The 19,900-nt window shown below is 55.3% G+C and carries 18 protein-coding genes and 1 pseudogene; 11 read left to right on the top strand and 8 right to left on the bottom strand.

The genetic code is table 11. The features are described 5' to 3' along the window. The first annotated feature begins 85 nt into the window (after positions 1-85). The gene (locus tag LJE94_15385; protein MCG6911487.1) at positions 86-1,324 is read left to right on the top strand and encodes a hypothetical protein; all 1,239 of its coding nucleotides are present in this window, start codon (positions 86-88) and stop codon (positions 1,322-1,324) included. Between the two features lie 75 nt (positions 1,325-1,399). On the opposite strand, the gene LJE94_15380 is transcribed toward LJE94_15385, so the two are convergent. After that, the gene (locus LJE94_15380) at positions 1,400-2,227 is read right to left on the bottom strand and encodes a DMT family transporter (GenBank protein MCG6911486.1); all 828 of its coding nucleotides are present in this window, start codon (positions 2,225-2,227) and stop codon (positions 1,400-1,402) included. 352 nt (positions 2,228-2,579) lie between these two features. Between LJE94_15380 and LJE94_15375 the strand changes: the two genes are divergently transcribed. From LJE94_15375 to LJE94_15360, 4 genes are all read left to right on the top strand, one after another. Continuing rightward, positions 2,580-3,035 (top strand): Rrf2 family transcriptional regulator, encoded by a 456-nt coding sequence (locus tag LJE94_15375; GenBank protein ID MCG6911485.1) that lies wholly within the window; start codon positions 2,580-2,582, stop codon positions 3,033-3,035. A gap of 155 nt (positions 3,036-3,190) precedes the next feature. Further along, on the top strand, positions 3,191-4,729 hold the full coding sequence (locus LJE94_15370) for an acyl--CoA ligase (protein MCG6911484.1): 1,539 nt from the start codon (positions 3,191-3,193) through the stop codon (positions 4,727-4,729). Continuing rightward, complete coding sequence (locus LJE94_15365) at positions 4,729-6,153, top strand: amidase (GenBank protein ID MCG6911483.1); 1,425 nt, start codon at positions 4,729-4,731, stop codon at positions 6,151-6,153. The genes LJE94_15370 and LJE94_15365 overlap by 1 nt, the downstream gene beginning before the upstream one ends. Before the next feature lie 139 nt (positions 6,154-6,292). After that, positions 6,293-7,141: an SDR family oxidoreductase gene (locus tag LJE94_15360; protein MCG6911482.1), complete on the top strand. Its 849-nt coding sequence runs from the start codon at positions 6,293-6,295 to the stop codon at positions 7,139-7,141. A 33-nt stretch (positions 7,142-7,174) separates the two neighbouring features. Here the strand turns inward: LJE94_15360 and LJE94_15355 are convergent, their stop codons facing one another. Then, on the bottom strand, positions 7,175-8,599 hold the full coding sequence (locus tag LJE94_15355) for an NAD-dependent succinate-semialdehyde dehydrogenase (protein MCG6911481.1): 1,425 nt from the start codon (positions 8,597-8,599) through the stop codon (positions 7,175-7,177). 391 nt (positions 8,600-8,990) lie between these two features. Between LJE94_15355 and LJE94_15350 the strand changes: the two are divergent. Both LJE94_15350 and LJE94_15345 read left to right on the top strand, forming a co-directional pair. After that, a pseudogene (locus LJE94_15350) lies at positions 8,991-9,071 on the top strand (P-II family nitrogen regulator). Between the two features lie 66 nt (positions 9,072-9,137). Then, entirely contained in the window at positions 9,138-10,547 is a 1,410-nt protein-coding gene (locus LJE94_15345) for an ammonium transporter (protein ID MCG6911480.1), read from the top strand. A gap of 99 nt (positions 10,548-10,646) precedes the next feature. On the opposite strand, the gene LJE94_15340 is transcribed toward LJE94_15345, so the two are convergent. The 5 genes from LJE94_15340 to LJE94_15320 all read right to left on the bottom strand — a co-directional run bounded on the left by LJE94_15340 (position 10,647) and on the right by LJE94_15320 (position 13,788). Next, on the bottom strand, positions 10,647-11,375 hold the full coding sequence (locus LJE94_15340) for a glutamine amidotransferase (GenBank protein MCG6911479.1): 729 nt from the start codon (positions 11,373-11,375) through the stop codon (positions 10,647-10,649). Positions 11,376-11,392: 17 nt separating this feature from the next. After that, positions 11,393-11,920, bottom strand: a complete 528-nt coding sequence (locus LJE94_15335) for a DUF6398 domain-containing protein (protein MCG6911478.1) — start codon at positions 11,918-11,920, stop codon at positions 11,393-11,395. Positions 11,921-12,016: 96 nt separating this feature from the next. Beyond that, positions 12,017-12,838: a sugar phosphate isomerase/epimerase gene (locus LJE94_15330; GenBank protein MCG6911477.1), complete on the bottom strand. Its 822-nt coding sequence runs from the start codon at positions 12,836-12,838 to the stop codon at positions 12,017-12,019. Then, on the bottom strand, positions 12,835-13,605 hold the full coding sequence (locus tag LJE94_15325) for a hypothetical protein (GenBank protein MCG6911476.1): 771 nt from the start codon (positions 13,603-13,605) through the stop codon (positions 12,835-12,837). Before LJE94_15325 ends, LJE94_15330 begins: the two co-directional genes overlap by 4 nt. Before the next feature lie 3 nt (positions 13,606-13,608). After that, the gene (locus LJE94_15320) at positions 13,609-13,788 is read right to left on the bottom strand and encodes a hypothetical protein (protein MCG6911475.1); all 180 of its coding nucleotides are present in this window, start codon (positions 13,786-13,788) and stop codon (positions 13,609-13,611) included. 508 nt (positions 13,789-14,296) lie between these two features. On the opposite strand from LJE94_15320, the gene LJE94_15315 reads away from it, so the two are divergent. The 3 genes from LJE94_15315 to LJE94_15305 all read left to right on the top strand — a co-directional run bounded on the left by LJE94_15315 (position 14,297) and on the right by LJE94_15305 (position 16,659). Beyond that, entirely contained in the window at positions 14,297-15,430 is a 1,134-nt protein-coding gene (locus tag LJE94_15315; GenBank protein MCG6911474.1) for a PLP-dependent aminotransferase family protein, read from the top strand. 101 nt (positions 15,431-15,531) lie between these two features. After that, positions 15,532-15,675, top strand: coding sequence for a hypothetical protein (locus LJE94_15310; protein MCG6911473.1), 144 nt, complete (start codon positions 15,532-15,534; stop codon positions 15,673-15,675). Between the two features lie 48 nt (positions 15,676-15,723). Further along, on the top strand, positions 15,724-16,659 hold the full coding sequence (locus tag LJE94_15305; protein MCG6911472.1) for a universal stress protein: 936 nt from the start codon (positions 15,724-15,726) through the stop codon (positions 16,657-16,659). 21 nt (positions 16,660-16,680) lie between these two features. Here the strand turns inward: LJE94_15305 and LJE94_15300 are convergent, their stop codons facing one another. Continuing rightward, a complete protein-coding gene (locus tag LJE94_15300) occupies positions 16,681-17,946 on the bottom strand; it encodes an MFS transporter (protein MCG6911471.1) in 1,266 nt (421 codons plus the stop codon). A gap of 743 nt (positions 17,947-18,689) precedes the next feature. Between LJE94_15300 and LJE94_15295 the strand changes: the two genes are divergently transcribed. After that, a partial coding sequence (locus tag LJE94_15295; protein ID MCG6911470.1) for an adenylate/guanylate cyclase domain-containing protein occupies positions 18,690-19,900 on the top strand: 1,211 nt, incomplete at its 3' end.

The raw sequence follows: 19,900 nt of genomic DNA, 5'->3' as shown, positions 1-19,900 counted from the left end.
AATAATAAAGAAAAAAACAGCTTTGTGCAATCTGTTTGGACCACTAAAAAAGGTCCGAACAGGCCACAAGCGTACGGAAATAGAGATGATGAAGGCGAAACCATTTGTTGCCTTAACGCTGTCGGTTTTAGTCGGGCTGCTCGCCCTATCGGGTGCGGCCTTTGCGAGAGACGAAGAAAACCGGAATCTGCATGGGCAGGAAAATCGGGAAAAAACTATTCCCGAGGACGTGAATCCAGGCCTCAACCACCTGCTCGATCTGGTGACACCCGGCAAGGCAGAATCTTTAGACATGCAGGCGGTGAAGCCGGTTCTGGATTTTGTCGCATCTGACAAAAGCCCTGACGATATTTTCGTTGCCGACAACTCCTTTGGAGCCCCCTCCGCCTATATCGAGGTCGACCTGAACCAAAGCCTCGAGGATCTCCTGCAGATTTCCTACAACCCCGACATACCCGCCTATCTGTTGACACCCTCTTCCATGCGCCTGGGTTACTGGAAGACGGTCAGCCAGGGGAAGGAGAGCTATGCAAATCTTTGGGAGCGCCTGTCGGGCCTGACGGATCCGATCTTGGTCCGCGGCGTAGAAACTGTTGAAAATACACCCGATATTCATACGGGTGCCTACTACAAGTATGATCTGGACCGCTTGTTGATTCTCTTCAAGTATCAGGGGCGGAATGTGTTTTTGTCGCTGTCACGTCAGAAAGACCGCTCCGACGTCGGCAAGAAGGGCATTGTCCTGGGTGACGACAAGGATTGGAATTATCTTTATTCCGGTGAAAAAGGCATTAACAAGTTCGGCCTGGGGTGGGTGGATTCCTACATGTATGAATCTTCGTCCATCATCGTGTACTACGAGTCCGAACCGGGAAAGCCCCGGTTGAGGTGTGCGGTCTTCAAATGGCTCAAGGCCGGATGGAAAAATATCAATATGGTGAAAAGTCATCATATTTACAATGGGATGCAAAGATGGGCCAAGGACTACAAAACCATTGTGGAGCATCCGAATTTTCCGGGTTCCGCATCGCTGGTCAATGCTTGGACGCAAATTGAAGCGATAGACGTCGAGGAGTTGAAACGTGTCAACCATCTCTACTATCAGTCGCTGCAAAAACGGTATGCCGATGACGATGCCGTTTCTTCCAGATGGGCGGCCGGTGTGCTCGAAGACGAATCCCGCATCGATCAGTGCAACGTGCACGAACTGCGGTCCGTTGTGGTGATCGAATACCTGAAGAGCGTTTTGGGCAAACCATATGAGGTCGACGTATTGAGCCGCTATGGGCTCGATTCCGGCAAGATCAAATTGAGCCGCAATTGATCCCCGTCGCCGGGGTATTTCTATATATTGAAGATCCCGCGCTGAAAACAGGTTAGGATCTTGCGCCGTAGTGGTTCAGGGCTTCTCCTTGCGTAGAATTGCGTGCAGGGTAACGGAAAAAAGCACGATTACCCCACCCAGGAGAGCCCAGGGACCCGGCCGCTCCCCCACCACCAGAAAAACCCACACAGGATTGAAAATTGGTTCGATCGTCTGGGTGATGACGGCCTCGATGGCCGCAAGGCGCTTTATCACCCAGGTGTAGAGGACGAACGACAGCCCGGCACCCACAGTCCCCATGGGGATGATCCAGATGCCGCCCGATGAGGGCCACCACCCGGCGGTCATCACAAAAGGCAGCCCGGTAAGGACGCAGATGATGTGCCCTATGATGGGAATTTTAAGGGGCGCGTCATCTTTTTCTCTGCGGTAAATCAGGACGAATATGGCCCAGCACACGGCGCTCAGGATGGCGCTTAGGTTACCCCAATACCCCTCCATGGTCAGACGGTCACCGAAAAAAAGCAGCATTCCCAGGAGAATGGCACCGGTGACGAGCCAGTCCAGCAGGGTGATACGCTCCTTCAGGATCCATCCCGACAGGAGGGCCACATACACGGGGGCTGTGAGTTGAAGGAAAATGGCATTGGCCGCTGTGGTGAGTTTGGTGGCGATGACAAAGGTGACCAGCGCCCCGGCAAATCCACCGCCGCCGGCCAGCGTTCTGAAAGACAACCAGCGGCTGGGTTTCCTCATGAAAGGCAACAGTGCTATTACGGCGAACAGGGAGCGCAGGCCGGAGATAGCAATGGGGGGCCAGTCCACCAGCTTGATCATCAGGCCGTTGGCACTCCAGATCAAGGTCACCAGGACCATCAGGAAAAACGCGTTTTGTTTAGGCATGGCAGTGTACCCTTTCTTCCAATATTAAAAGCCTGATCCTCTGGGCCAGGTCGAGCCATTAGGCTTGGCCATAAACAAATAAGCCATAACTTAGGTTGAGAATTGATGCGCAATGGTGGGTATAAGCACAGAACTCCAAGTAGAAACAAGTTATTTTAAGATCTATTATGTCTGGGCGGGAGTGGGAACGTTTATTTTTTTTCTTGACATACCCGGACAAATGACAGGAAAAATCCCTGTTGAATCGCGATAGCGAAAGCATTCCCCTCAAGCTTGCTTCCGGGAATGTTCGATTGCCATAGATAATCCTAAACAAAGAGAGCCATAGAGTGAGGTTCGACACGGGGCGCGTATGCGACTGACGACAAAAAGCAGATATGGCACACGGCTGATTCTTGACCTGGCGGTCCACGCAAAGAACGGTCCGGTTCCTCTCGGGGATGTCTCCAGGCGCCAGAATATTTCCCTTAAATACCTAGAGCAACTGATCCGGAAGCTGAAGATGGCAGGGTTGATAAAAAGTCAGCGGGGGCCGCTTGGCGGGCACATGCTGAACAAGCCGCCGGAAAGCATCACCGTGGGTGACATCGTCAGGACGCTGGAGGAAACCTCGGCGATCACCGAATGTGCGGAATCGGACGAAAAAGTGTGCGGCGTCTGCGAAAACGCCGGAGAGTGCCTGTCCCGCTGGGTATGGCTCGAGGCCAGCATCGCTATGTTCGAGCGCCTGGATCAGATTACCATCGGGGGCTTATTGGCCGGTACATACGGGCAGTTTGGAAAGGCTGCGACCGTTTTTGAAAAATGAGCAGAAAACGTTGCACATAAACAATGCGCCGGTACTTCGAAGCGCCGGGCATGGTTTACAAACCAAAAGGCAGGGGGTTGCACATCGTGTGGGCCTTGCCTTTTTGCTTGTTAGGTGGCATGCAAAAATATCCAAAACAGGGAGTGGCGCATCACATGGATACGATATTCATAAAAGTGCTGACGAGAAGCCTAAAAAACTGCGGCGAAAAGAGAGCGCTTACCTTCATCCGGGATGGGATTCCCGATGTGGCCCTAAGCTTCGGGCGTCTGGACCGGCTGGCAAACGGTTTTGCCCGTAATCTGATTGGGTTGGGCGTCGTCAAGGGCGACCGGGTGCTTCTGATAATGGAAAAATGCCCTGTTTTTTTGATAGCCCACCTGGGCATTCTAAAGGCAGGTGCCATAAGCGTGCCCTTGAACCCGGGATTCAAAAAAAACGAGCTGGACTACTTCCTGAAAGACTCGGGCGCTTGCCTGGTGGTTGCGGATGAAGAACGGTCGAGGATCATAAGGGAACTGAACCCGGCATTGAAAAGCCTGGTCGTCGATACCCGTCTGGCACCGGACGTTCGATCGCAGGACCAGGGCGCCGAGGAAAAGGCGCCTGCTGTTGACATGTCGCCAGATGACCCTGCGTTGATAATCTACACATCCGGGACTACCGGCAAACCCAAAGGCGCTGTTCTCAGTCACGCCAACCTCCTCAACGACGCCCGGAACATCAACCGGGTGTGGGCAATCGGTGCCGCCGATACCATCTGCCATGCGCTGCCTTTGTTTCATGTCCATGGACTGTGTTTTGCCTTTCACACCGCCATGCTGGCAGGATCGCATGTGGTCATGATGGAAAAGTTCGAAGCGGGAAGGGCGCTCGAGGTCCTGTCGGTAAAGCAGGGAAATCTTGCCTGCACCGTTTTCATGGCGGTTCCGGCCATGTACATCCGGTTGGTCAGGGCATTACAGGATCAGGAAAGGCGGGATTTCAAACACATTCGCCTGTGGACTTCCGGGTCGGCACCGCTTTTGGAGAGCACCTTCGAAAGCATCCGGCAGACACTGGGCCGGGAACCGGTCGAGCGCGAGGGCATGTCCGAAACCGGTATGAATTTTACCAATCCCCTGAAGGGTGAGAAGAAGCCCGGCTCTATAGGAATTCCTTTACCGGGGGTTGTGGCGAGAATTGTCGATCCCCGGACAGGCAGGGATGTTGCGGAGGGGGAAATCGGTGAAATCTGGCTCAAAGGAAAATCGATTACCAAAGGCTACTGGAAAAACCCCGAAGCCACTGCCGCATCGTTTCACCGGGAGTGGTTCAAAACCGGCGACCTGGGCCGGGTCGACCGACAGGGGTATTATTACCTGACCGACCGTATGAAAAATATCATCATTTCAGGCGGGGAGAACATTTCACCCAAGGAGATCGAGGCGGTTATCAACCGGATGGAGGCCGTGAGCGTGGTCGTGGTGGCGGGGATTCCGGATGAAAAATGGGGTGAAAAGGTGGTGGCCGCCATTGTTCTCAAGGAGGGTGCCGACCTGAGCGCGGAACAGGTGGCGCGGGAGTGCCGCCGCCACCTGCATGATTGGAAGTGCCCCAAAAAGATCGTTTTCGTGAAAGCGATACCCAGGAATGTGATGGGCAAGGTGCTGGTGGATAAGGTGCGTGAACTTTTTACTGAGGAGCGGATGTGATGGGCAACCCGATTTACTATATGGACGCGACCGACCTCGCCGCCATGATCCGACAAAAGGAGCTTTCCGCCGTCGAGGTTTTGCGGGTCTTCCTCGATCGCATCGAGGACGTCAACCCGAAGATCAACGCCCTCTGCGCGTTGCGCCCTCCCGAGGAGTTGTTGGAAGCCGCCCGGGCTTGCGACGAAAAGATCCGGGGGGGAGAACCACTGGGGCCTCTTCACGGGATGCCGCTGGCTGTCAAAGACCTGGCATTGACCAGGGGCATCGTTACGACGTTCGGTTCCCGGATCTACAAAAATTTCATTCCCGATCAGGACGAGCTTTTCGTGGAGCGGTTGCGGGCCGCCGGCGCCATTGTTATCGGCAAGACCAACACGCCTGAATTCGGGGCGGGGTCACACACCTTCAACGAGGTCTACGGCATCACCAGAAATCCCTACGACCTGAGCAGAACGGCAGGCGGCAGCAGCGGCGGGGCGGCGGCCGCCCTGGCATCCGGAATGGTGCCCCTGGCCGACGGCAGCGACCTGGGCGGGTCTTTGCGCAATCCGGCCGCTTTCTGCAACGTGGTCGGCTTGCGGCCTTCGCCCGGGCGCGTACCGGCCTGGCCGGCGACATCCGCCTGGCAGACCCTGAGCGTAGAAGGGCCCATGGCACGCACGGTGAGGGACGTGGCGCTGTTGCTGTCGGTGATGGCCGGCCCGGACAGCAGGGCGCCCGGGGCTATGGACGAATCCGGCGCCGTTTTTTCGGGGCCCTTGGAGCGGGACTTCAACGGCACCCGCATTGCCTGGACAACCGACCTGGGAAGGTTTCCCGTACAAGCACAGGTTGCGGCATGCTGTCGACAATCCCTGGATGCCTTCCAAACCATGGGCTGTCGCATCGACGAGAACCAGCCAGATGTCGGCGACGCTTTCGATGCTTTTCAGACCTTGAGGGCGTTCCAGTTCCTCGACCTTGCCGGGGATTATGAAAAATACGGCGAACTCATGAAAGACACCGTCGTCTGGAACATTACCAAGGGTCTCGGCCTTTCCGCCAGAGATGTGGCCCGCGCCGAAGAGGCCCGAAGCGAGTTTTACCAGCGGGTGCACGCCTTTTTGAAAATCTATGAATTCCTACTGCTTCCCACTACCCAGGTGGCACCTTTTCCTGTAGAACAGGAGTGGGTCAGGGAAATCGAAGGGGTTCATATGGACACCTATATCGACTGGATGGCCATGAACTGCCTTGTAACCCTGACCGGCTTGCCGGCCGTTTCCGTCCCCTGTGGGTTTACGGGGGAAGGCCTGCCCGTGGGACTGCAGATCGTCGGCCGGCATCACAGGGATTTGGATGTGCTGCAGCTGGCCCACGCCTTCGAGCAGATCACCCGATTCAGCAGCAACCGGCCTGCCATCGACCGGGAAGCAGCATGATTTTCCCGTGCACCATCGAACGATGTCCGGTAAAATAGATATCGGGCGATGCCATGAAAAAGTGTTCATCGTATCTGTGCTCCACCGCTGGTGTCTATTGTTGGAGACGAACAGATCCGCTATCCCGGGAGGGGAAAACATGGATATTACCGAACCGAAAATTTTAAAAGAGGATGTATTGATACTGGCGGACAACCAGTTTTCCAAGGACAATGTTTGCATCGTGTCCGGAGCCGGAACGGGGATTGGACGAGCGACGGCGATAGCGGCGGCTGCAAACGGCCTCATGGTTGCCGGACTGGACATCGACGAAAAAGCGGGCCTGAAAACCCGGAAACTAGCCCGCGAGATGGGCGGCCAGATGGTATTCATCCGGACCGATCTCACCCGTGACAAAGAGGTGACCCGTGCCGTCGAGGAAGCTGCCAAGCTGGGATCAATCAAGTTTTTAGCCAACATTGCCGGTATTCAGCACATCGATTCCATCGAAAACTTCCCCATGGAAAAATTCGACTATATGCATCGCCTGATGCTCAGGGCCCCGTTTTATCTATCCAAGCTGGTACTGCCGCATATACGCAGGAGCCGGGGAGGTACGGGCGCCATCGGGAATATGGCATCTATTCATGCCCACATATGCACCGTCAACAAACCGGCTTACAATATCATGAAATTCGGTTTGCGGGCCTTGACCCAGAGCATTGCTGCCGAGGGCATGGGGGAAATCCGGTCTTTTACCGTCAGCACGGGGTTTGTGAAAACCGGTTTGGCGCTGGGGCAGATTCCCGCTCAGGCCAGGCAACGCGGCATCAGCGAGGAGGCGGTCGTTTCCGATGTGATGATGGGGTCGTCTCGGGTCAAAGAGATGATGAGCCCCATAGAGGTGGGGAATCTCTTTGTGTTCGGTTTTTCCCGGTTTGCAAAATACCTGATAGGCGGAGACCTCCTGCTGGACGGGGGCATCGTCAAGACCTATGCGCAGAAATAGCGGCACTTCGACGACTTTCACATCGCCTGTCGATCAAACCGAAAAGCCGCCCAACTTGGTTTCCAGGTACTCGGCGATGCCTTCCCGCCCGCCTTCCCGCCCCAGGCCGCTCTCCTTCATGCCGCCGAAGGGTGCCGCTGCCGCCGTGGGATTGATGTCGTTGATGCCCACGATGCCGAAGCGTAGGGCTTCGAACATGCGCATGGCCCGTGAGATATCCCGCGTGTAGACATAAGATGCCAGCCCGTAAACGGTGTCGTTGGCCATCTCGATGACCTCTTCTTCGGATTCGAAGGCGATGACCGGGGCCACCGGTCCGAAGGTCTCCTCCCGGTATATCCGCATGTCCGGGGTGACACCCCGCAAAATGGTCGGTGCGTAAAAATAACCCTTGTCCAATCCCTCTTCTGTCAGGCGTTTGCCACCGATAACCAGCTCGGCGCCTTTGTCCAGGGCATCGTTCACCTGCCTTTCGACCTTCTTAAGGGCCTCGGGTCCGACCAGGGGGCCGACGCGTACGCCGCTTTCCATGCCGTTGCCCGCCTTCATGACCGCCACCCGGTGGCGGGCTTCCTTCATAAACGCCTCCAGGCCGCTTTTGTGTACAAAAATACGGTTGGGGCTGATGCAGGCCTGGCCGGTGTTCAGGAATTTTACCAGCATGGCGCCCTTGGCTGCATAAACCGGGTCGGCGTCCTCGAAAACGATAAAGGGGGCATGACCGCCCAGTTCCAGGGATATTCGTTTCATCTGTTCCGCAGCACCTCTGGCCAGCAGTTTGCCTACGCCGGTGGACCCGGTGAAGGTCAGCTTGCGGACCAGGGGATTAGAGAGGAATTCCTGTCCGACCGGGGAAGGGTCCAGGGCCGTTACCAGGTTGGCCACGCCGGGAGGGATCCCCGCCTTTTCCAGGATTTTGAAGGTCTCGACGGCGCATATCGGGGTGGCTTCCGCAGGTTTCAGCACGATGGTGCAGCCCGCGGCCAGGGCCGGGGCCACCTTGCGGGTGATCATGGAGATGGGATAGTTCCAGGGCGTGATCGCGCCGACGACACCCACCGGTTGGTGCAGGACCATAAAGCGCTGATCGGGTCGGGGGGCCGGAATGGTTTCGCCGTACACCCGCTTGGCTTCTTCGGCGAACCACAGCAGGAAATCGGCACCGTACTGGACTTCGTTTCTGGCCGCCTGGAGGGGCTTTCCCTGTTCCGTGGTCATGACCTCGGCGAGATGCTCCTTGTTTTCCATCATGAGGCCGTAGGCCTGGTAGAGATATCGGGAGCGTTGATAGGCGGTGGTTTTTGACCAGGACGGGAAGGCCGTGTGGGCGGCCTCGATGGCTGCGATCGTCTCTTCGGTCCCGCCGTCGGCAACCTCTCCGATTTTCTTTCCCGTAGCCGGATTGAAAACGGCAAAACGTTTTCCGGCGTCCGTCATCCATTTTCCATTGATGTACATGCGCTGGTCCTCCTTCGGACGATCCGTTTGTTTCGAGTCAATTTCAAACCTAATCTGTATATAGTAAATGGGGCTGAAAAATGAAACGTAAAAATCCGCTGTGTTATGCGGTACAAAATTGAAAAAAGACCCATTTTATAGTTACAATTTTGTAATTATAAATTAATATCGATACAATTATGTAATAACTAATTGCAGATCGGTTGCCATGACCGCATGTATTTTTAACCAAAATATCAATATTATTCAAATAGTTAAAAATATTGTCAGATGGGAAGGCACTTTTTGGCACTTGAATTGCTTAGACTGGTTAGCAACATGTTCACGCGATTGCAATCATGACCGATTAAACGATCAGGATCAAGACAAAGCGCTAAAAGGAGATTTTTCGATCAAGAAAATTGAAGCAGTCATCAAACCGTTCAAACTGGGCGACGTCAAGGACGGGCTGAGCAAGATCGGTGTCACCGGCCAGGACGCCATCTAAACTGGAATTTCTATGCAATTGAAGCCATATGAATTTAGGAGGAAGCACGACATGAAAAAGATTCTATTAATGACAATCATTCTGCTTTTCAGCATCTCATACGCCCTGGCCGCCGACGAAGTACCCACGGTCGAGTCGAACAAAGCGGCCATCGACATGGTGCAAACCCATGCCGACTATGTCTGGACCCTGGTGGCGGCCGCCCTGGTATTCTTCATGCAGGCCGGTTTTGCCATGGTGGAAGCCGGTTTTACCCGGGCCAAGAATGCGGTCAACATCATGATGAAAAACCTCATGGATTTTTCCGTGGGCACCCTGGCATTCTGGGCCATCGGGTTCGGGATCATGTTCGGTGTCAGCGGCACCGGCTGGTTCGGCACATCGGGATTTTTTCTGAGCGATTTTTCTTTCGGCGGAGATCCCTGGGTGCTGGCCTTCTGGATGTTCCAGGTCGTTTTCTGCGCGACAGCCGCCACTATCGTGTCCGGAGCCATGGCAGAGAGGACCAAATTCGGCGGGTATCTGATCTACAGCGCCGTAATAAGCGCGCTTGTCTATCCCGTGTTCGGCAGCTGGGCCTGGGGCAGCCTCTTTAACGGCAGCGGCTGGCTGGAAGGCCTCGGTTTCATCGACTTTGCCGGTTCCACGGTGGTTCATTCCGTGGGCGGCTGGGCTGCACTGGCGGGCACCATCGTTCTCGGTCCGCGACTGGGCAAGTACACCAAGGACGGCAAAATCAAACCTATTCTGGGACACAACCTGCCGCTGGCGGCCTTGGGCGTCTTTATCCTGTGGCTGGGGTGGTTCGGCTTCAATCCCGGTTCCACCACGGCGGCCAACACGGATATTGCCATGATTTTCGTCAACACCAACCTGGCTGCGGCTGCCGGTTGTGTTGTGGCCATGTACACCTCCTGGCTCAAGTTCGGGAAACCCGAAGTGGGTATGAGCCTGAACGGCGCCCTGGCGGGCCTGGTGGCCATTACGGCTCCCTGTGCCAACGTTTCACCGTTGAGTGCGGTAATCATCGGCGCGATAGCCGGTGTGCTGGTGCTGGTGTCGGTACTGTTTTTCGACAAAATCAGAATCGACGATCCCGTCGGCGCCATCTCGGTTCACGGCGTCAACGGCGCCTGGGGGACGCTGGCGGCCGGAATTTTCAACATCGGCGGCACTTCCGCCAAGATTATCGGCGTCCAGGTTCTGGGAATCGCGGCCTGCTTTTTGTGGGTGTTCCCGGTTGCCTTTGTCCTGTTCAAGCTCGTTGACAAGACCATCGGCTTGAGGGTCTCCCCCGAAGAGGAGCTGGAAGGCCTGGATTTCTCGGAGCACGGAGGCAACGCCTACCCGGATTTCGAGGTTTCCACCTATCGCGGTGTCGGCGCTTCGGTCTCCGGCAGCGGCTATTCAGAAAAGCCTGCCGGCGTTATGGCGGCTCAAGCGCTGGAGAGCACCAGCTGATTGCTGAAAGCGATAACAAAGCGGAAAAAAACGGATCCCCGCGGCTTGCCGCGGGGATCCGTTTTAAGTATTTCGTGTTTTTTGTGAGGCCCGCTTCGATTATCTGCCCCTTTCTTTTTCCAGGACGATCTGCGCAAACCGTTCCAGCACTCTCCGGCTGTCGGGGGTTTCCTGCACGTGTTTCAGCAACCTCTCGGTGTTTTGGCCCTGTTTTTTCAGGGCGGCGCTAAACGCTTTGATGTAGGTGGACATGATGGCGGCATCGAACTCGGGGTGGAACTGGATACCCCAGGCGCAGTCGCCGATGGAAAAGGCGTGATGGGCTTCCCAGGCGTTGGACGCCAGCAGAACGGCTTCCGGCGGCAGGGTAATCACGGTTTGCGAGTGACTGGCATGCGCCGGCAGGTTTTGAGGAAGCGTTTGCATGAGGGGGTCGTTGCCGGCCCCGGCCGTCAGGCCGACAGTTACGGTTCCCATCTCCGTACCACGCGGATGATTGCCGACGGTTCCACCCATGGCTTCCGCCAGCAGCTGGTGGCCGTAGCACACGCCTAACAGCGGCGGGCCGGAGCGAACGGCCCCGGGCAACCAGGCGGCGGTTCTGCGGCTCCACGATTCGCTGTCGGTGACCATGGCATGGGATCCGGTCAGCAGAATCCCCGCGAACGCTTCCGGCGGCGGCAGTTCCGTCCCCCGTCGGGGGTCGACGACATGCGTTTCCAGGGAGGCCGCGTGCATGGGCGCCATAAGCCAGTCTTCAAAGTCCCCTTTGTATTCAACGAGTTCAGGGAGGCTGTCGCCAAGTTTGATAATCAGTACAGGTTTCATAAAATCATACAAGAAAGTTAATCGTTAAACAAATTCATCTGTTTGCTGCCGCCGGGTTTGACATCCGCTTTTTCCTGTCGGCAGAAACCTCTTGCGCCCGGGACAAGCCCGCACACTTTTTGGATCTGCGAGGCCCGATTCCCGACCGTCGATTTGACCGTTTTGAAATGTGAACAGATCAACGCCGGCGTCAGGACCACGTCGCTATTGGTGTCGAAAAGCAGATTCAGCCGTGCCATGACGTGGACAAGGGCGGCCGCCCAGATTGACTTTTGACCCCGCAGAATGTCCAGGTCCGGCGTCAACGAAACCTTGTCGCAGAGATTGAGGGCGTAGGTGGTGTATTCACGCGTGAGATGCCTTTCGCCGAAAGCTTCTATCAGGTGCTTGATGGCATTGACCCGAACGTCATAGGCGATGGCGTCATAGGCTTCCGTCGTCGAGCCTCCTTCTGCGGTTGCAGTTTTTTCCCCTTTGCCGGGGCGGGTTGCGCCGTCTTCTCTTGCGCCTTTGTCCGGATAGAGATCATTGGATTCGCTGGTCATGATCAACCTCACAGTTGCAACGTTGAAGTCAACCTCACTGGCCATCTATTGCGTTTGACAGAGTGACATTTTTTTGAAGATTAATCGCCAATAAAATTATGACAACCGGTGCAGCAGGTCGGCATACGGCTCCAGGTACACCAGACTGTTTATCAGGTCTTTTTGCGTGTGCGGTTCCAAGGTGACAACCGGGGGATCGTGTGTCGTTGACCCGATGAAACGCCAGACCGGCTCGAAATCGATGTTGCCCGACCCCATTCCCAAGTGGTGGTCGAAAGTGCGGTCGTTGTCATGCAGGTGAAACTGGCCGATAAACTCACCGAGGGTGTCGATCCAGATTTCGGGCGTGGATTGACCGAAAGACCACAGATGCCCTGTGTCCAGGCAGAGACCGACATGTTTGCGCCGGAGTCTGTCCAGCAGCATTTGCATTTCCAAAGGATTCTTTTCGTACACGTTCTCCAGCATCAGGCGAACACCGTTTTTGTTCAGCTTCCCGGCGAACCAGGACCATAACAGCAGACTGTTTTCGATCCATTCTTCTTTGAAAAACGCATAGCGCTTTGCATCATAACCGGCATGGCAAACCACTGTGACGGGTTTGAAAAACGGTACGATTTCAAGAAACTGTTCCAGCCGTTTACGCGTGATCTCCCTGATACGGGGGTCCTTGGAGCCGGCCGACAAGTCGATGAAGGGGCCGTGCATGGTGATGCGGGGGCCATAAGCGGCCAGGGAACGAGAGATCTTTTCGAAGTCAAACCGGGTGCGATGCTCCAGAACATCCGCATCGATGCCGATTTCAGGGTTGATACCGTTATCCCTAAAAAGCGGAAAGTATGATTCGACCAGCATCCGCAGCGGGATGTTAACCTGAACGTATTTGAGTATCGATTGTTGTCTGCTTGTGATCTTCACTTTTGATGCCAGAGGGTGCGGGCCCGGATCAGCTCCGCCTGGTCTTCCTCCCGGAAGATGGTATGGGAAAAACGCGGTTGTAAAGCGTCTTCCACTCGGCACTTGGCGATAACCCGGTCCCCTTTGAACGCTTCACCCAAAAAATTGAGTTCGAGCTCCCGGAGGGTGAGATCTTCGCGGCCGAATGCGGGCACGCTCTCCAGGAGCCATTCAATGTAGCTGACGTTGTTAACGTGCTGATTGATGTCCAGGTCGTGGTAGCGTACAAAAAAGTCGCTTTGGTGTTGGGGGGCTTCACATTTGGGCAATTTATTGAGCGGGTGGTCCAGTGCGTGCAGTCCCTCGATGGCGTTGATCTGGTCGGCGAGCGACGTGGGACGCATGGGTCTGCGCTTGTCGGCATCGATAACGATCCAGGCGCTTGTAGCACGGCCAATGGTGCGCCCTTCATGATCCCGGATTTCGAAATCCCTCAAAGCAAAGACGGTTTGCATGCCTGACGGCCAGGTTCTGACCCGGATGCGATCCCTCCAGGCAGGAAACGATTCCATTCTCAAGATCATACGCGAGAGCACCCAGGTTATGTTTTTTTCCAGCAGCTGGTGAACGGAGACACCCAGCCTCAAGGCATGTTCGCTGGCGGCATTCTGGAGCAGGTTGAAGATCGAAGGTATGGAGAGTCTGCCGGCGGCGTCCACTTCATAGGAGCGGATGCTGTAATCATGTTCCAGTATGTTCAGTTCCGATGACGGCTGCTTTTTTCCCAAGCGCTACCCTCCCTCCCTGTCCATGACAATGTGTGCCTTGATTTCATTGAGAACGAAATAGCGTTTCAGGGCATTGGCGATTTCCCGGGCCGTTGCCGGCTTCCCGGTCGTTTCCCTGATAAAGTTTTCGATGTTTTCCAGGGCATCCAGAAGGCACTTGTCAACGGCTTCGTTAGCGGACATGCTTGCTCCAAGGGGCCGGATGTAAAAAGTCGAAAATTCTAATTCACCAAATTCAAATTTAAAACGGTATACGGTGTACGGTGCACGGTATACGGCGTGCCCCGTATTAAGTCGTGAACCGTGAAATGTTAAACGTAAAACGGATGGCGCACGGCAATTTCAAAGCATCATGCGTTGAGCGGTCTGCACATTGCACCCTGTACCCTGAGCCGTATTCAGTGAACCGTAAGGCGTCTGACCTCTATGGTCTTACCCCTGGCCCCTGGAATCCTTGGACCCTCGGATCCTTTATTTTTTTATTGGATCATTTGAAATTGTTTAGCATTTTGATATTAGACATTATTATTTTCAGTTTATTCAGGTTAGATTATAGCCAAGGATCTGTTATGCCGTCAATGGACAAATAAACCCCAGCGCCGGGTTGCAACCTTGAGGGAACATCGGGTTGAGGCCCGCCAAAGAGCGGTCACTGCATACCCTTTTGCAGGGAGGGGCTTCTAACTGGAAAATGAAAAAATATCAGATAACCCAGGCAAGCGTACCGAAGGGGGTCATCGATCTCGGCGTCGGACAGCCTCAGGTGGAACTGCTGCCCCTGAAAAAAATAAAACGGGCTGCGGATCACCAGTTGAGCGAGGCGAACCCCGAAATACTGCAGTACGGGGCACAGCAGGGCAGTGACCGTTTGCGGGTGGCGCTGGCGGCATTTCTAAGTGACGCTTGCGGTCTGCGCATGGATAGGGAAGAGATATTGATAACCGCGGGGATTTCCCAAGCCTTGGACCTGATATGCACCCTCTTCGTCAAACCGGGGGACACCATCATCGTCGAGGAACCTTCCTATTTTCTCGCCCTGCGAATTTTTGCCGATCACCACCTCAACGTCGTCGGCGCACCCATGGACCGCAACGGCCTGATCGTTGAGGGACTGGAAGCGAGGGTGAAAAAATACCGCCCCAAGCTGGTTTACACCATTCCGGTGTTCCACAACCCCGCAGGCGTAACCCTTTCCGAGAAAAGGCGTGAAGCGTTGATTCGGTTGAGCAACCAATACGATTTCCTGGTTGTTGCAGACGAGGTTTACCAACTGCTTTCCTACGGGGAGAAGCCTCCTCCTCCCATGGCTGCTTTTAAAGGTGCCGAGGGTGTGGTTTCACTGGGATCGTTTTCGAAGATTCTGGCGCCGGGACTCAGGCTGGGGTGGATGCAGGCCGATAAAAAAATCCTGGAGCGCGTTTCGATGTGCGGTCTTTTGGACAGCGGCGGCGGATCGAACCCGTTCACTGCCGGCATCGTTGCCAGTGTGATCGACCTTGGCCTGCAAAAGGAAATACTAGATGGTTTCAAGGATACCTACAAAAGGCGCAAGGCGTTTTTTGGGAAGCGGCTGCAGGAAAGGATTCCGGAACTCGATTTTCGGATACCGGAGGGCGGGTTTTTCATCTGGGCCCGATTCAAGGACGGAAGGGATGCGGGAAAACTCCTGGTCGCGGCAAAACAACAGCGGGTCGGATTTCAACCGGGCTGCCGTTTTTCCAGCGTGCAGGGGTTCAACGACTACCTGCGGCTTTGTTTCTCCTACTACAACAGGGACGACCTTGAAAAAGGCGTTGCCAGACTGGCGAAGGCCATTGCGGGGTAGATCGGTGCATTGCACGGACATAACCCCACGCCGAGGACAACCGTTATCGCATCAGGATAGGTAAAATCAAGGTGTAGAGCGGCGTCGCCGAGGTGCTGGCCATGGAAACGTTGTCGGCAAGGCCCATCGAGGACAGGGTGGCCATCTCCATGGCGGCGGTCCCCCGCGCGGTTATAACGGGCATTCAGGCCAGGGGAGCGATTGTGAAGGTGGCCGGAAAGAGGGCGGATGCCGGTGGTCAGTAGTCGGCTGAAGCGGAAAGAAGGTCAGAAATCAGAAGAGGAGAATGGGAAGTGCAAAAAAAAATATTACTGGCGGTGGACAAATCGCAGCCATCGGGCAAGGCATTGAACTATGCCGCACAGCTTTCCTCCACCATCGACGACCTGCACTACGTGCTGTTGCACATTCAACCGATGATATCCCTTTTTCTCCGGGATGAGGCTCGCAAAAGTGCAGCGGCCAGGAAACAGCTGAAAAAAGTTGCCGGTGATAACGAGACGGCGGCAGGCGAGCTGCTGGATGGCTGTAGAGCGGTGTTGGAAGGGAGCGGCATACCCGGGGATCGGATTGAATGCGTCACCCGTATCAGAAAGCTTGGGTATGCAAAGGACATCATCGAATTCGCCCAGGATGGGCAGTATGACGCAGTGGTGGTGGGACGCAGGGGAATTTCAGGTCTTCAGAAAATGTATGCCGGCAGTGTCACCACCGACATCCTGGAGCAGTCCCAGGTCATCCCGGTCTGGCTGGTGGATGGTGATGTGTCGCCCACGCGAGATATGCTAATCGCCGTCGATGGCTCTGAGGCCTCTTTGCGGGCGGTGGATCACGTCAGCTTCATCCTGCGCAGCAATCCCGACGTCCGCCTGACCCTGCTGCACGTGACCAGCAACGGCGGCAGCTACTGCGAGACGGACCTTGCAGAGCGGCCCGATCCCGAGCTGGAGAAGATGGTTGCCCGTGGTGACAAGGCCGGCATCGATCGGTTTTGGCCTCACGCCGTGAAAAAGTTTGAAGATGCCGGAATTTCCAGGGAGAGGCTCACCATCGAAAGCGTCAGGGGAACCCTTAGAATCGGCAAGGCTATTATGGATGTTGCACAAAAGGGCAATTTCAGCACGGTGGTGGTCGGCAGACGCGGCGTCAACAAGTCCTTTTTCATGGGTAGCGCTTCCCGCTACATGATCAACAGGATATCCAACGGGGCCTTGTGGGTGGTGCCCTAAGCCCTTTCATAAGCCACCGGCTCAGCCGAAGGTCGCTGATTTCCGTCCCCTGATCGAGGCAATGGCGAACCATATCAGGCAAAGAACCTGTGCCCCCAGCATGACCGCGAATCCCGCCTGATATCCCGGCAGGGCATAAGCGCCGTCTGCGGTGACGGGCCAGAGACCGATAATGGTGCCGATGAGCCACTGGCCCGCAAATGCGGCGATAAACACCAGCAGGTTGACGCCCGTTGTCACCCGGCCGGAAAGGTGACTGGGAAAGTGTTGCGAAAGCGATGCATAGGCGATGATACCCGAGGTGCCGAAAAAGCCGAAGCAGATCCAGAGCAGCAGGGGGCTGGCTACAAAGCCGAGAATAACCGCCGCTTGAACGGTCATGAACAGGACCATCCCGGCGATGGCGGTTGACAGCACGCTGATGCCGTGTCGGTCCATCTGCTTGGCCAATCCCCCCAACCCAATGAAGCCCGCCACCATGGCTACCGCCACCCACTGAAGGGATCCGGCCACGGCCATGCGATCCATGCCGGCCACATCCTTGAGCCAGGGGCCGGCCCATAGGCCCTGAATAGACAGAAAAGCCGCCTGGGACATGGTGGTCAGAGGGGCCGTCCGCCAGAATTCCGGGCTGGCGAATACCTCACGGATTCCACGGAGTTGTTCACTGAATCGTTCCTTCCTGTTTTGGGATGGTTTCTCCGGAACCACCAAGTAGATGGCTACCGCTATCAGCAGGGTCAACAGTCCCAGGAAAGTAAACAATCCCCTCCAGTTGGTGATCTGCAGCGAAGCCTCCACCGGGGTGGTAGCCGCCAGGGCGCCCAGACCGCCGGCGGCCATCTGGAAGCCGTTGATCATCGGCCACTGCTCTTCCGGAAACCACAGCACATAGGCTTTGAAGGCGGCCATCAGACAGGCCGACACGCCGAAACCGATAAACGCCCGGCCGATGATCAGCCCGGTAAGGCTGCCGGAGCGTGCAAAAACGAAGGCCCCGAGTCCGGCAAAGAGCAGCAGAACGGCCTCGGTTCTGCGGGGTCCGAAACGGTCCAGCAAGACTCCCAACGGCAGCTGAGAGGATGCGAAGGCGATGAAATAGGTGGCGGTCAGCAGTCCCAGAGCAGAGGGGCCGATGCCCAGGTCGCCGACCAGATCCGGTGCGATGACGGCGTTGACGACCCGATAGAGATAGGAGAGGAAATAGCCGAGGGCGAAGGGCAGAAACACTCTCAGGGTTGTGACAATGGATCGGTCCGGAAGCGTATGAAAGGTGTCGGCTCTCATATAAGTCCTGTTCGGGTTCAGTTCATCTTGCAGCTGCAACGCCGGGGTCAGAACCGTATTTGGCACCTTTTGGATCGTATTTCAATCCTTTATAGCGTTTGGCAAAATACCGTTCCGAAACTACGTTTCCCATTGGGTACCTTTTCCAATGATTGACCTCAAATTAATTCTACGCGAAACGCTATTTTAATTGCGTTTAGATTGCAGTCCGTCAGCTATGATAAAAACAGATGGGATCAACTGCCTATTGTTTCTCTATCTGCAGCCGAATTTGGTTCAGTTATAAGATTTTCCGCGCGAGCGAAAGCACTCGAAAAAAAATATGAAAGAGATATCGATCAATCTGCCGGGAACGGCAACCGCGGTTATATAGATTTTTAAGAAAATTTTATTGCCAAGGCATGATCGGGGTACAACGTCGTGAAACTTGTCGCCGGGGGTACGGTGGATAGTTGGCGAAAGCCGTTGTTTGACTCGTTACAGGATTATTGATACTATCTCACGGGTCGGGGTTTCTTTTCTTCTATATTGGCCGCTATACGCCTGTTCTGGCACACTGAGACGACCAAAATCGTTTAGAAGCGGTCACTAATTTAACAAGTGCTTCAAAGGATGGGAGTATGCTGAAAATAGCCGTTACCTACATCGCATTCGCCGCGGTACTGGTCGTCTATGGCGCTCAGGTCTGACCGTTTCTGGTCGGCCTCGGGTATCCAAAGGCCGCAGGAACGATTTCCGCCGCCGTGGCCCTGTTGCTGCCGCTGCGTCTGTATCTATTCCGCAGAACCGCCCGGGAAATGATCGCTGACGATTCTGCGGAGCACCCCCATTATCGTCTTTCCTGGAAAGGGTTTGTTGCGGATTTGACTGTCTGGTCCGCAATCGGACTGCTTGTTGCCGCTGTTTACTACTTCTACTACGGGGCGTTTTTTTCCACCGCCATCAAGATAATTATCGCCGGATTTTTCTTCGGCATCTTTGGCGGGATGCTCGGTTTTCTGGACACCGAGGCTCAGTTCATAACGGTTTTGGAGAACTCGAAGCACCGCGTTGAATCACCGCGCAAAATGCTGTTGACCGTCAGTAAAAAAATGGCGTTCTTCATGGCCACGATGACCTTTTTCATGGCTTTTGTCATCCTGATGGTCGTGCTGCTGGATATCTATTACCTCGGGGGAAAGCAGGGTTTTTCCGACCAGAGTATTTACTGGGCCGTTTTCAAGGAGATCCTGTTCGTGTTTGTGGCCACAATGACAGTCAGCATGATCATCATCAAGCGGTACTCCCGCAATCTCAAGCGGGTCATCAATATTCAGCTCCAGGTGTTGGAGGAGGTTACCAACGGCAACTACGACACCCGGGTTCCCCTCGTCAGCAACGATGAGTTCGGCCAGATTGCCGCGAAAACCAATGACCTGATCGTCGGGTTGCAGGAGCGGGATATCTGCTACATGAGTTTCGGTAAATACGTCACGCCCGAGATCCGGGACCGCATCCTCAGCGACCACATTCCGGTGGACGGCGAACGTACCGAAGGAACCTTGCTGTTTTCGGATCTGCGGGACTTCACCCGCTATGTGGAAAAAAATGAACCCGAAGAGGTGATCCGGAGCATGCGGGCGTATTTTACGGCTATGGAAAAGGCCATTCGCAAGTACCACGGATTGGTGCTGCAGTACGTGGGGGACGAGATCGAAGCGGTTTTCGGCGTGCCCATCAGCCTGGACGATCACCCCGATCTGGCCGTGCAGGCCGCATTGGAAATGCGCCAAGCGCTCGATGAGCTGAACCGTGAACGCATCCGGGACGGCAAGGAACCGTTCCGGCACGGTATCGGCATTCACACGGGAAAGCTGCTGGCCGGCAACACCGGAAGTCATGACAGGCTGTCGTATGCGCTCATCGGCGGCACCGTCAACCTCGCATCCCGTATCGCCGACTTAAATAAAACGTT

Source organism: Deltaproteobacteria bacterium, from assembly GCA_022340465.1.
Taxonomy (GTDB): Bacteria; Desulfobacterota; Desulfobacteria; order Desulfobacterales; family B30-G6; genus JAJDNW01.
This window is presented reverse-complemented; position numbering and strand designations above follow the sequence as displayed.

What these genes read in the sequence shown, in the direction of transcription:
- LJE94_15340 (MCG6911479.1), bottom strand. Translation starts at nt 11,375, where the DNA reads ATGAAACCTGTACTGATTATCAAACTTGGCGACAGCCTCCCTGAACTC.
- LJE94_15375 (MCG6911485.1), top strand. Translation starts at nt 2,580, where the DNA reads ATGCGACTGACGACAAAAAGCAGATATGGCACACGGCTGATTCTTGAC.
- LJE94_15335 (MCG6911478.1), bottom strand. Translation starts at nt 11,920, where the DNA reads ATGACCAGCGAATCCAATGATCTCTATCCGGACAAAGGCGCAAGAGAA.
- LJE94_15345 (MCG6911480.1), top strand. Translation starts at nt 9,138, where the DNA reads ATGAAAAAGATTCTATTAATGACAATCATTCTGCTTTTCAGCATCTCA.
- LJE94_15365 (MCG6911483.1), top strand. Translation starts at nt 4,729, where the DNA reads ATGGGCAACCCGATTTACTATATGGACGCGACCGACCTCGCCGCCATG.
- LJE94_15320 (MCG6911475.1), bottom strand. Translation starts at nt 13,788, where the DNA reads ATGTCCGCTAACGAAGCCGTTGACAAGTGCCTTCTGGATGCCCTGGAA.
- LJE94_15300 (MCG6911471.1), bottom strand. Translation starts at nt 17,946, where the DNA reads ATGAGAGCCGACACCTTTCATACGCTTCCGGACCGATCCATTGTCACA.
- LJE94_15385 (MCG6911487.1), top strand. Translation starts at nt 86, where the DNA reads ATGATGAAGGCGAAACCATTTGTTGCCTTAACGCTGTCGGTTTTAGTC.
- LJE94_15315 (MCG6911474.1), top strand. Translation starts at nt 14,297, where the DNA reads ATGAAAAAATATCAGATAACCCAGGCAAGCGTACCGAAGGGGGTCATC.
- LJE94_15380 (MCG6911486.1), bottom strand. Translation starts at nt 2,227, where the DNA reads ATGCCTAAACAAAACGCGTTTTTCCTGATGGTCCTGGTGACCTTGATC.
- LJE94_15370 (MCG6911484.1), top strand. Translation starts at nt 3,191, where the DNA reads ATGGATACGATATTCATAAAAGTGCTGACGAGAAGCCTAAAAAACTGC.
- LJE94_15310 (MCG6911473.1), top strand. Translation starts at nt 15,532, where the DNA reads ATGGAAACGTTGTCGGCAAGGCCCATCGAGGACAGGGTGGCCATCTCC.
- LJE94_15355 (MCG6911481.1), bottom strand. Translation starts at nt 8,599, where the DNA reads ATGTACATCAATGGAAAATGGATGACGGACGCCGGAAAACGTTTTGCC.
- LJE94_15360 (MCG6911482.1), top strand. Translation starts at nt 6,293, where the DNA reads ATGGATATTACCGAACCGAAAATTTTAAAAGAGGATGTATTGATACTG.